9 protein-coding genes are annotated in these 12,150 nt (G+C 58.9%); all 9 read left to right on the top strand.

Annotated elements, in window-relative coordinates:
* Positions 1-25 precede the first annotated feature (25 nt).
* The 9 genes from rseP (at position 26) to dnaE (ending at position 12,142) form a co-directional block, all read left to right on the top strand.
* Positions 26-1,378, top strand: a complete 1,353-nt coding sequence (rseP, locus tag H097_RS05705; protein ID WP_029297276.1) for a sigma E protease regulator RseP — start codon at positions 26-28, stop codon at positions 1,376-1,378.
* Positions 1,379-1,452: 74 nt separating this feature from the next.
* Positions 1,453-3,840, top strand: a complete 2,388-nt coding sequence (gene bamA, locus H097_RS05700) for an outer membrane protein assembly factor BamA (RefSeq protein WP_032858162.1) — start codon at positions 1,453-1,455, stop codon at positions 3,838-3,840.
* A gap of 45 nt (positions 3,841-3,885) precedes the next feature.
* Positions 3,886-4,389, top strand: a complete 504-nt coding sequence (locus H097_RS05695; protein ID WP_003219314.1) for an OmpH family outer membrane protein — start codon at positions 3,886-3,888, stop codon at positions 4,387-4,389.
* A 3-nt stretch (positions 4,390-4,392) separates the two neighbouring features.
* The gene (gene lpxD / locus H097_RS05690; protein ID WP_032858161.1) at positions 4,393-5,448 is read left to right on the top strand and encodes a UDP-3-O-(3-hydroxymyristoyl)glucosamine N-acyltransferase; all 1,056 of its coding nucleotides are present in this window, start codon (positions 4,393-4,395) and stop codon (positions 5,446-5,448) included.
* A 110-nt stretch (positions 5,449-5,558) separates the two neighbouring features.
* The gene (gene fabZ / locus H097_RS05685) at positions 5,559-5,999 is read left to right on the top strand and encodes a 3-hydroxyacyl-ACP dehydratase FabZ (protein ID WP_029297270.1); all 441 of its coding nucleotides are present in this window, start codon (positions 5,559-5,561) and stop codon (positions 5,997-5,999) included.
* The gene (gene lpxA, locus H097_RS05680; RefSeq protein ID WP_032858160.1) at positions 5,996-6,772 is read left to right on the top strand and encodes an acyl-ACP--UDP-N-acetylglucosamine O-acyltransferase; all 777 of its coding nucleotides are present in this window, start codon (positions 5,996-5,998) and stop codon (positions 6,770-6,772) included. The genes fabZ and lpxA overlap by 4 nt, the downstream gene beginning before the upstream one ends.
* Positions 6,772-7,914, top strand: a complete 1,143-nt coding sequence (gene lpxB / locus H097_RS05675) for a lipid-A-disaccharide synthase (protein WP_162237634.1) — start codon at positions 6,772-6,774, stop codon at positions 7,912-7,914. Before lpxA ends, lpxB begins: the two co-directional genes overlap by 1 nt.
* The gene (gene rnhB / locus H097_RS05670) at positions 7,911-8,543 is read left to right on the top strand and encodes a ribonuclease HII (RefSeq protein ID WP_032858158.1); all 633 of its coding nucleotides are present in this window, start codon (positions 7,911-7,913) and stop codon (positions 8,541-8,543) included. The genes lpxB and rnhB overlap by 4 nt, the downstream gene beginning before the upstream one ends.
* A gap of 77 nt (positions 8,544-8,620) precedes the next feature.
* Positions 8,621-12,142, top strand: a complete 3,522-nt coding sequence (gene dnaE / locus H097_RS05665) for a DNA polymerase III subunit alpha (RefSeq protein WP_032858156.1) — start codon at positions 8,621-8,623, stop codon at positions 12,140-12,142.
* Positions 12,143-12,150: the final 8 nt, after the last annotated feature.

The following is a 12,150-nucleotide window of genomic DNA, read 5'->3' as shown; positions in this document are numbered from 1 at the left end:
CTGGATTGGAATGCGGAGAGATTAGATGAGTGCGCTCTATATGATTGTCGGCACCCTGGTTGCTCTGGGTGTGCTGGTCACTTTCCACGAATTTGGTCATTTCTGGGTGGCGCGCCGTTGTGGCGTCAAGGTCCTGCGCTTCTCCGTGGGCTTTGGTATGCCGCTGCTGCGCTGGCATGACCGGCGCGGCACCGAATTCGTGATTGCAGCCATTCCCCTGGGCGGCTACGTCAAGATGCTCGACGAGCGCGAAGGCGAAGTGCCGGCTGATCAACTGGATCAATCCTTTAACCGCAAGACCGTCCGTCAGCGTATCGCCATCGTGGCGGCTGGTCCGATCGCCAACTTCCTGCTGGCCATGGTGTTCTTCTGGGTCCTGGCCATGCTGGGCAGCCAGCAGGTGCGCCCGGTCATCGGTGCGGTCGAGGCGGGCAGTATTGCCGCCAAGGCCGGATTGAGCGCCGGCCAGGAAATCGTTGCCATTGATGGTGAGCCGACCACGGGTTGGGGCGCGGTCAATCTGCAATTGGTCCGGCGCCTGGGCGAAAGCGGCACGGTGCAACTGGTGGTGCGCGAGCAGGACTCGACAGCCGAGACACCGCGTGAACTGGTGCTGGACAAGTGGCTCAAGGGCGCCGACGAGCCTGATCCGATCAAGTCCCTGGGCATTCGTCCGTGGCGCCCGGCACTGCCGCCAGTATTGGCAGAACTCGATCCCAAGGGCCCAGCCCAGGCTGCCGGCCTGAAGACCGGCGACCGCTTGCTGGCCCTGGATGGCCAGGCACTGGGTGACTGGCAGCAAGTGGTCGATCTGGTTCGTGTACGTCCTGATACGAAAATTGTGCTGAAAGTTGAGCGCGATGGTGCTCAAATCGACGTCCCTGTCACGCTTGCGGTGCGTGGGGAGGCCAAGGCGGCCGGCGGGTATCTGGGCGCCGGGGTCAAAGGTGTCGAATGGCCGCCATCGATGGTGAGGGAGGTCAGTTTCGGGCCGTTGGCAGCCATTGGCGAGGGCGCGCGACGCACTTGGACCATGAGTGTGCTGACCCTCGATTCCCTGAAGAAAATGTTGTTCGGCGAGCTCTCGGTAAAAAACTTGAGTGGACCGATAACCATTGCTAAAGTGGCGGGCGCTTCTGCCCAGTCGGGTGTTGCTGATTTCCTGAATTTCCTGGCTTATCTGAGTATTAGCCTTGGGGTTCTGAATTTGTTGCCCATTCCAGTATTGGATGGGGGGCATCTGTTGTTTTATCTCGTCGAGTGGGTGCGTGGTCGCCCCTTGTCGGATCGGGTGCAGGGTTGGGGGATACAGATCGGTATCAGTTTGGTGGTCGGGGTGATGTTGTTAGCCTTGGTCAACGATCTGGGACGACTGTAACGCTTCGCTGAATTGCGAATCTGCCGCATTTTGCGGCAGTTTGTTTATTGCCAGTTGGAATAAGAAAGGACTTCATGAAACGTCTGCTGCTAACTGCGGTTCTCACCGTATTGATGATCGCCGAAGTTCACGCCGAGTCCTTCACCATCTCCGATATTCGCGTCAACGGCCTCCAGCGGGTTTCCGCGGGTAGCGTGTTTGGCGCCTTGCCGTTGAACGTTGGGGAACAGGCTGACGACCGTCGCCTGGTGGAATCCACTCGTGCGCTGTTCAAAACCGGCTTCTTTCAAGATATCCAACTGGGTCGTGAAGGCAACGTCCTGGTCATCACTGTCGTGGAGCGGCCTTCTGTCGCCAGTATCGAGATCGAAGGCAACAAGGCGATCTCCACTGAAGACTTGATGAAGGGTCTCAAGCAATCCGGCCTGGCCGAAGGCGAGATCTTCCAGCGTGCCACCCTCGAAGGCGTACGTAACGAGCTGCAACGTCAGTATGTTGCCCAGGGCCGTTACTCCGCTTCCGTGGAAACCGAAGTGGTACCGCAACCGCGCAACCGTGTCGGCCTGAAGGTCAACATCAACGAAGGCACCGTGGCGGCGATCCAGCACATCAACGTGGTGGGCAACACCAAGTTCGCCGACGAAGACCTGATCGACCTGTTCGAACTCAAGACCACCAACTGGCTGTCGTTCTTCAAGAACGACGACAAGTACGCTCGTGAAAAACTCTCCGGTGACCTGGAGCGTCTGCGCTCCTACTACCTGGACCGTGGCTATATCAACATGGATATCGCTTCGACCCAGGTGTCCATCACGCCGGACAAGAAACACGTCTACATCACCGTCAACGTCAACGAAGGCGAGAAGTACCGCGTACGTGACGTGAAGCTCAGCGGCGACCTGAAAGTGCCTGAAGACCAGGTCAAGTCCCTGCTGCTGGTCGAGAAGGACCAGGTGTTCTCGCGCAAGCTGATGACCACCACCTCTGAACTGATCACCCGTCGCCTGGGCAACGAAGGCTATACCTTCGCCAACGTCAACGGCGTGCCGACCCCCCATGATGATGACCATACCGTGGACATCACCTTTGTCGTCGATCCGGGCAAGCGTGCCTACGTCAACCGCATCAACTTCCGTGGCAACACCAAGTCCGAGGACGAAGTGCTGCGTCGTGAAATGCGCCAGATGGAAGGTGGCTGGGCTTCGACCTACCTGATCGACCAGTCCAAGACCCGTCTTGAGCGTCTGGGCTTCTTCAAGGAAGTCAACGTCGAGACCCCGGCCGTACCGGGTGTGGATGACCAGGTTGACGTGAACTACGCCGTGGAAGAGCAAGCGTCCGGTTCGATCACCGCCAGCGTCGGTTTTGCACAGAGTGCCGGCCTGATCCTCGGTGGCTCGATTACCCAGAACAACTTCCTGGGTACCGGTAACAAGGTTTCCATCGGCCTGACCCGCAGCGAATACCAGAGCCGCTACAACTTCGGTTATGTGGACCCCTACTGGACTGCTGATGGCGTGAGCCTGGGCTACAACGCCTTCTATCGCACCACCGACTACAAAGACCTCGACGTCGACGTTGCAAGCTATGCGATCGACAGCCTGGGTGCCGGTGTCAACGTGGGCTACCCGATCAGTGAGACCTCGCGCCTGACCTTCGGCCTGACTGCGCAGCAGGATGAAATCAAGACCGGTGTCTACACCGTGGACGAGATCTTCGACTTCACCCGCCGTGAAGGTGACAAGTTCCTCAACTTTAAGGCCTCGGCCGGTTGGTCCGAGTCCACCCTGAACAAAGGCGTGCTGGCCACCCGTGGTCACTCCCAGAGCCTGACCCTGGAAGCCACCACCCCAGGTAGCGACCTGTCGTTCTTCAAGCTCGACTACCGTGGCCAGTTGTTCACGCCGTTGAGCGATAACTACACCATGCGCCTGCACACGGAATTGGGCTATGGTGATGGCTACGGTTCGACCGACGGCCTGCCGTTCTACGAGAACTACTACGCGGGTGGCTTCAACTCGGTACGTGGTTTCAAGGACAGCACCCTGGGCCCTCGTGGTACGCCGAGCCGTGGTGTTGGCATTACCGGTAATACCGGCACCGTAGCTGACTCCGACAACGACCCGCTGCCGTTCGGTGGTAACGTATTGATTCAAGGTGGTGCGGAAATTCTGTTCCCGCTGCCATTCGTCAAGGATCAGCGTTCCCTGCGTACTTCGGTCTTCTGGGATGTGGGTAACGTATTCGACTCCAAGTGCGAGCAGGTCCGGAACCCATCGGGTATCAAGTCCAACACTCAGTGCAACGATGTCAGCCTGAGTAACCTGGCCAGTTCCGTGGGTGTAGGTGTGACCTGGATTACTGCCCTGGGTCCATTGAGCTTCGCCTTGGCGATGCCGATCAAGAAACCGGATAACGCTGAAACCCAGATTTTCCAATTTTCCCTCGGCCAGACGTTCTAAGCGTCCGACCCAAGATAACGACAACGGATTCTGTAGGAGTGCATCGTGCGTAAGTTGACTCAATTGGTTCTTCTGGCAACCGTGCTGGTCGCAACCCCGGCGTTTGCCGAAATGAAAATCGCCGTCCTGAACTATCAGATGGCCCTGCTGGAATCCGACGCGGCCAAGAAGTACGCCGTGGATGCCGAGAAAAAATTCGGCCCACAACTGACCAAGCTCAAGACACTGGAAAGCAGTGCCAAGGGTATTCAGGATCGTCTGGTCGCCGGTGGCGATAAAATGCAGCAAGGCGAGCGCGAGCGTCTGGAGCTTGAATTCAAGCAAAAGGCCCGTGACTATCAGTTCCAGTCCAAGGAGCTGAACGAGGCCAAGGCTGTTGCTGACCGTGAAATGCTCAAGCAACTGAAGCCAAAACTCGACAGCGCTGTGGAAGAAGTCATCAAGAAAGGTGCCTTTGACCTGGTCTTCGAGCGTGGCGCCGTGATCGACGTCAAGCCTCAATACGACATCACCCGCCAGGTGATCGAGCGCATGAACCAGCTGAAGTAAACCATGACCGCGACTATCAAACTCGGCGAGTTGGCCGAGTTCCTGGGGGCCACCTTACGTGGCTCCAAGGAGAAAGAAATCACTGGGCTAGCCACCTTGCAGGAGGCTGGCCCAGCTCAGTTGAGCTTCCTTGCAAACCCCCAATACCGTAAATACCTGGGCGACAGCCAGGCCGCAGCAGTATTGCTGAAGGCCGCTGACGCCGAGACGTTTGCCGGGGATGCGCTGGTGGTGGCAGATCCTTATGCGGCTTACGCGCGGGTGTCCCACCTGTTTGACCCGAAACCCAAGGCCGCTCCAGGCATACATCCTTCTGCGGTCATCGCCGATGACGCACAGGTAGATCCTGCGGCGAGCATCGGTGCTTTTGCGGTGATCGAGAGTGGTGCACGCATTGGCGCCGGTGTGACGGTAGGGGCTCATTGCTTTATCGGTGCGCGCAGTGAAATCGGTGCAGGCGGTTGGCTCGCACCACGCGTGACCCTCTACCACGATGTGCGTATCGGGCAGCGTGTGGTGATTCAGTCCGGTGCCGTGATCGGCGGCGAAGGCTTCGGCTTCGCCAATGAGAAGGGCATCTGGCAGAAGATTGCCCAGGTTGGCGGTGTGCTGATTGGTGATGATGTGGAGATTGGCGTCAACACTGCTGTCGATCGCGGGGCTTTGGCCGATACCGTGATTGGCAATGGTGTGAAGCTCGACAACCAGATCCAGATCGCCCACAACGTACAGATTGGCGATCATACGGCTATGGCTGCGTGCGTCGGCATTTCCGGCAGCACCAAGATCGGCAAGCACTGCATGCTGGCCGGCGGTGTCGGTCTGGTGGGCCATATCGATGTGTGTGACAACGTTTTCATTACCGGCATGACCATGGTGACCCATTCGATTACCGAGCCTGGGGCCTATTCTTCCGGCACGGCGATGCAACCCGCGGCCGAGTGGCGCAAGAGCGCGGCCCGTTTAAGGCAGCTCGACGACATGGCGCGGCGCCTGAAACATCTGGAAAAGCGTGTTGGGGACGTGACCCCTGGCAGTAATGTTTCATCAGATGGCTGATACCATTTCCATATCAAGTGTGCACAGCAGCTAGACTGCCTTCTTGATTTGCTAGAGGGGCGTGCCTTAGTCCGCGCGCTCCCAATCTTTATTACAGGCTTCCCCCCGAAATGATGGACATCAACGAGATTCGCGAATACCTGCCTCACCGTTACCCGTTCCTGCTGGTGGACCGTGTAGTGGAGCTCAATGTTGAGGAAAAGCGCATTCGTGCCTACAAGAATGTCAGCATCAACGAACCCTTCTTCAATGGCCACTTCCCGGCGCATCCGATCATGCCGGGCGTGTTGATCATCGAAGCAATGGCGCAGGCTGCTGGTATCCTGGGTTTTAAAATGCTCGACCTGAAGCCTGCCGATGGCACGCTTTACTATTTCGTGGGCTCCGACAAACTGCGTTTCCGCAACCCGGTTACCCCGGGTGACCAGTTGATCCTGGAAGCCAAGTTCGTGAGCTGCAAGCGCCAGATCTGGAAATTCGAGTGCCAGGCGTCGGTTGACGGCAAACCTGTGTGCTCCGCCGAAATTATCTGCGCGGAACGCAAACTATGAGTTTGATTGACCCTCGCGCAATCATCGATCCGACGGCCGTGCTGGCCGCCGACGTTGAGGTCGGCCCGTGGTCGATCATCGGCGCAGGTGTGGAAATCGGCGAGGGAACAGTCATCGGGCCGCACGTGATCCTCAAGGGTCCGACCCGCATCGGCAAACACAATCGTATCTACCAGTTTTCCTCGGTAGGCGAAGATACGCCGGACATGAAGTACAAGGGTGAAGAAACCCGCCTGGTAATCGGTGATCACAACATCATTCGTGAAGGCGTGACCATTCACCGTGGCACTGTGCAGGACCGGGCAGAAACCACCCTGGGCGATCACAATCTGGTGATGGCCTATGCGCACATCGGCCATGACAGTGTGATTGGCAACCACTGCATCCTGGTCAACAACACTGCATTGGCCGGCCATGTACACGTTGACGACTGGGCGATCCTGTCCGGTTTCACCCTGGTGCATCAGTATTGCCATATCGGCGCCCACAGCTTTTCCGGCATGGGTACTGCTATTGGCAAGGATGTGCCGGCGTTCGTCACGGTATTTGGCAATCCTGCCGAAGCCCGCAGCATGAACTTCGAAGGCATGCGCCGCCGAGGTTTCAGCGAAGATGCAATCCACGCCCTGCGTCGCGCCTACAAGGTGGTGTATCGCCAGGGCCTGACGGTTGACCAGGCGTTGGCAGAGCTGGCTGAGCCGGCGGCGTTGTTTCCTGAAGTTGCCATATTCCGTGATTCGATCCAGGCATCGACTCGCGGCATCACCCGCTGATCATGGTCACACTGCGTATTGCATTGGTGGCCGGAGAAGCTTCCGGCGATATATTGGGCGCTGGCCTGATGCGCGCGCTCAAGGCGCAGCATCCATCGGTGGAATTCATCGGGGTCGGCGGCCCATTGATGCAGGCCGAAGGCCTGACTTCCTACTTTCCCATGGAGCGTTTGTCGGTCATGGGGCTGGTGGAAGTGCTCGGGCGCCTGCGCGAGCTGCTCGCTCGACGCAAACTGCTGATCCAGACCCTGATTGCAGAGAAACCGGATGTCTTTATCGGTATCGATGCACCGGACTTCACCCTCAATATCGAACTCAAGCTGCGTCAGGCCGGGATCAAGACCGTGCATTACGTCAGCCCGTCCGTGTGGGCGTGGCGACAGAAGCGTGTCTTGAAGATCCGTGAAGGCTGCGACCTGATGCTGACCCTGCTGCCTTTCGAGGCACGGTTCTATGAAGAAAAGGGCGTGCCGGTAAGGTTTGTCGGCCATACCCTGGCCGATACCATCCCGTTGCAGGCCGATCGTGCCGCAGCCCGCGCCGAGCTGGGCTTGCCCGAGGGGCCGCTGGTGGCGTTGATGCCCGGCAGTCGTGGCGGTGAGGTCGGTCGTCTGGGCGCACTGTTCTTTGATGCGGCTGAGCGCCTGCAGGCCCTGAAGCCTGGGGTGCGTTTTGTGCTGCCGTGCTCCAGCCCGCAGCGACGCGCACAAATCGAGGCTTTGTTGGTGGGGCGCGACCTGCCGTTGACACTGCTCGACGGTCACTCGCACCTGGCCCTGGCCGCCTGCGATGCGGTGTTGATCGCTTCCGGTACCGCCACGCTTGAGGCCTTGCTCTATAAACGCCCGATGGTCGTGGCTTATCGCCTGGCGCCGCTGACCTACTGGATTCTCAAGCGCATGGTCAAAAGTCCCTACATCTCCTTGCCCAACCTGCTGGCCCAGCGTTTGTTGGTGCCGGAGTTGTTGCAGGACGCGGCAACGCCCGAAGCATTGGCCCAGACCATTGCGCCGTTGATCGACGGTGGCGAAGAGCAGACCCGTGGGTTTGACGAAATTCACCGTACCTTGCGCCGTGATGCGTCGAACCAGGCAGCAGATGCCGTGTTGACCTTGATCGGCCGCCAGCAGGAAACCCTATGAAGACGCAAATCGGCCTGGATTTCAGCCTGGTTGCCCAAACCCACGAACTGGTTGCCGGTGTCGATGAAGTAGGGCGTGGCCCGCTGTGCGGCGCGGTGGTCACGGCGGCGGTGATTCTGGATCCGAATCGTCCGATCCTCGGCCTCAACGACTCGAAGAAACTGACCGAGGCCCGTCGGGAAAAGCTGTTTGACGAAATTTGCGAAAAGGCCCTCAGTTGGCATATCGCCAGGGCCGAAGTCGAGGAAATCGACGAGCTGAATATCCTGCACGCCACGATGCTGGCCATGCAGCGCGCCGTCGAGGGGCTGCACATTACCCCGAAACTGGCGATGATCGACGGTAATCGCTGCCCGAAGCTGGCGATGCCGGCCGAAGCGGTGGTCAAGGGTGATAGCAAGGTTCCGGCGATTGCCGCCGCCTCGATCCTGGCCAAGGTCAGTCGTGACCGTGAAATGGCGGCGTTCGAATTGATCTATCCGGGCTACGGCATTGGCGGCCATAAAGGCTACCCGACGCCCGTTCATCTGGAAGCCCTGGCCCGATTGGGCCCGACACCGATCCACCGCCGCTCGTTTGCCCCGGTACGCCTGGCTTATGAGGCGCGCGAAAACCTGGCCGAGCGTTAGGCGCAGGCTGATGTTTTACTCAAGGCCCGGTACAATCCGGGCCTTGTTGTTTTCACACGTATCTAGACAGGATCACTATGCCGGCTTCATTCGTTCACCTGCGCCTGCACACTGAATATTCCCTGGTCGACGGCCTGGTACGGATCAAACCGCTGGTCAAAACCCTGGTGGGCATGAACATGCCTGCCGTTGCGGTCACTGACCAGAACAACATGTGTTCCCTGGTCAAGTTCTACAAAAATGCCATGGGCGCCGGGATCAAGCCGATCTGCGGTGCCGACCTCTGGCTGTCCAACAAAGACCCGGACAACGCCCTGAGCCGTATCAGCCTGTTGGCGATGAATGGCGTGGGTTATCGCAACCTGACTGAACTGATTTCCCGTGGTTTCATCGACGGCCAGCGCAATGGCTCGATCATCATCGAGCGTGAATGGGTTGCCGAGGCCAGCGAAGGCCTGATCATGCTGTCGGCGGCTAAAGAGGGCGAGATCGGGATCGCGCTGCTCGGCGGTAATCCGCACGAGGCAGAGGTACTGGCGAGCGAGTGGATGCAGGTCTTCCCGGGCCGCTTCTACCTGGAAGTGCAGCGCACCAACCGCCCCAACGACGAAGAACACTTGCATGCCGCCGTGGCCCTGGCCGAAAAGCTGGGTGCGCCGCTGGTGGCCACCAACGATGTGCGCTTTATCAAGAAAGAAGACTTCGAGGCCCACGAAACCCGCGTCTGCATCGGTGAAGGCCGGGCGCTGGACGATCCACGTCGCTCGAAGAACTATAGCGAAGAGCAATACCTCAAAAGTGCCGAAGAAATGGCCGAGCTGTTCAGTGACCTGCCCGAGGCGCTGGAAAACTCCGTCGAAATTGCCAAGCGCTGCAATATTGAAGTGAAGCTGGGCAAGCACTTCTTGCCCAACTTCCCGATTCCCGATGGCATGACCATCGATGAGTATTTCCGCAAGGTGTCCTTTGATGGCCTGGAAGAGCGTCTTTCCGTTCTGCTGCCCAAGGACACCACTGAAGATTACGAAGCCAAGCGCCAGGTGTATGTCGACCGGCTGAATTTCGAGCTGGATATCATCATCCAGATGGGGTTCCCCGGTTACTTCCTGATCGTAATGGACTTTATCCAGTGGGCCAAAAGCAACGGGGTGCCGGTGGGGCCTGGCCGGGGGTCGGGTGCCGGGTCGCTGGTGGCCTATGTGCAGAAGATCACCGACCTTGATCCGCTGGAATATGACCTGCTGTTCGAACGCTTCCTGAACCCGGAACGGGTATCGATGCCCGACTTCGACGTCGACTTCTGCATGGATGGTCGCGACCGGGTCATCGAATATGTGGCCGAAAAATACGGGCGTAACGCGGTAAGCCAGATCATTACTTTCGGTTCCATGGCGGCCAAGGCGGTCATCCGCGACGTGGCGCGGGTGCAGGGCAAGTCCTACGGCCTGGCGGACCGTTTGTCGAAGATGATTCCCTTTGAAGTCGGCATGACCCTGGAAAAGGCCTACGAGCAGGAAGAAATCCTGCGCGACTTCATCAAAATCGATGAAGAAGCTGCCGAAATCTGGGACATGGCCCGCAAGCTCGAAGGCGTGGTACGTAACGTCGGTAAGCACGCCGGTGGTGTAGTAATCGCGCCGACCAAGCTGACAGACTTTTCGCCGATCTATTGCGACGAAGAAGGCGGTGGCCTGGTAACCCAGTTCGACAAGGATGACGTGGAGGCGGCCGGCCTGGTGAAGTTCGACTTCCTCGGCCTGCGGACCCTGACGATCATCGATTGGGCGCTCAAGACGATCAACCGCGAGCGGGCCAAGGTCGATGAGGCGCCGCTGGACATCGCGTTTATCCCGCTGGACGACAAGCCAACCTACGCCCTGCTGCAAAAAGCCGAGACCACCGCGGTGTTCCAGCTTGAATCGCGCGGCATGAAGGAGCTGATCAAAAAGCTCAAGCCCGACTGCCTGGAAGACTTGATCGCACTGGTGGCCCTGTTCCGTCCGGGCCCGCTGCAATCGGGCATGGTTGATGACTTTATCAATCGTAAGCACGGGCGCGCCGAACTGGCCTACCCGCACTCCGATTACCAGTACGAGGGCCTCAAGCCAGTACTGGCACCGACCTACGGCATCATCCTGTATCAGGAACAGGTGATGCAGATCGCCCAGGTCATGGCCGGCTACACCCTCGGCGGTGCAGACATGCTGCGTCGCGCCATGGGTAAGAAAAAGCCCGAGGAAATGGCCAAGCAGCGCGGCGGTTTCATTGAAGGCTGCGCCACCAACAACATCGACGCTGACCTGGCCGGTAACATCTTTGACCTGGTGGAAAAATTCGCCGGTTATGGCTTCAACAAATCCCACTCCGCCGCCTATGGCCTGGTGTCGTACCAGACTGCCTGGCTGAAAGCCCACTATCCGGCGCCGTTCATGGCGGCGGTACTTTCGGCGGATATGCACAACACCGACAAGGTCGTGACCTTGATCGAAGAAGTGCGGACCATGAAACTGCGCCTCGACGCGCCGGATGTGAACGCCTCGGAGTTCAAGTTCACGGTGAACGACGAGGGCCGCATCATCTATGGCCTGGGCGCGATCAAGGGCGTGGGCGAGGGCCCGGTCGAGGCGATTACGGAGGCGCGCCAGGACGGCCCGTTCAAGGATCTGTTCGATTTCTGCGCTCGGGTCGATCTCAAGCGCATCAACAAACGTACCCTCGATGGCCTGATCCGCAGCGGTGCCCTGGATCGCCTCGGGCCGTATTTCCATGACGAGCCGAAGGCCTACCAGGCCAATATCGACCGTAATCGCGCGGTGCTGCTGACCGCCATGGAAGAAGCGATCAAGGCTGCCGAACAAACCGCCCGTACCCACGACAGCGGGCATGCCGACCTGTTTGGCGGGCTGTTTGTCGAAGAAGATGCCGATGTGTACGCCAATCACCGCAAGGCCAAGGAACTGACCCTCAAGGAACGCCTCAAGGGTGAGAAAGACACCCTGGGCCTGTACCTCACCGGTCACCCGATTGACGAATATGAAGGCGAGATCCGTCGTTTTGCCCGCCAGCGCATCATCGACCTGAAGCCGGCGCGCGATACCCAGACCGTTGCCGGGATGATCATTGCCCTGCGGGTGATGAAGAACAAAAAGGGCGACAAGATGGGTTTCATCACCCTCGACGACCGCTCGGGCCGTATCGAAGCGTCGCTGTTTGCCGACGCCTTCCACTCCGCGCAGTCGCTGTTGCAGACCGACGCGATGGTGGTGGTGGAGGGGGAGGTCAGCAATGATGACTTCTCCGGCGGCCTGCGCCTGCGGATCAAGCGCGTGATGAGCATGGAAGATGCCCGTACCAACCTGGCCGAAAGCCTGCGCCTGAAGGTTAAAACCGAAGCCCTCAAGGGCGATCAGCTACGCTGGCTGGGGGATCTGCTCAAGCGCCACCGTGGCGCGTGCCCGGTGACCATGGAGTACACCGGCAGCGATGCCAAGGCGATGTTGCAGTTTGGTGAGACGTGGCGAATTGACCCGGCCGATGGCTTGATTCAAGCATTGCGTGACCAGTTCGGGCGTGACAACGTCTTCCTCCAATACCGTTGACGGTCAGG

This window comes from Pseudomonas sp. FH4, assembly GCF_000510915.2.
Taxonomy (GTDB): domain Bacteria; phylum Pseudomonadota; class Gammaproteobacteria; order Pseudomonadales; family Pseudomonadaceae; genus Aquipseudomonas; species Aquipseudomonas brenneri.
The sequence above is the reverse complement of the archived record's forward strand: the minus strand, read 5'-3'. Positions and strand labels throughout refer to the sequence as shown.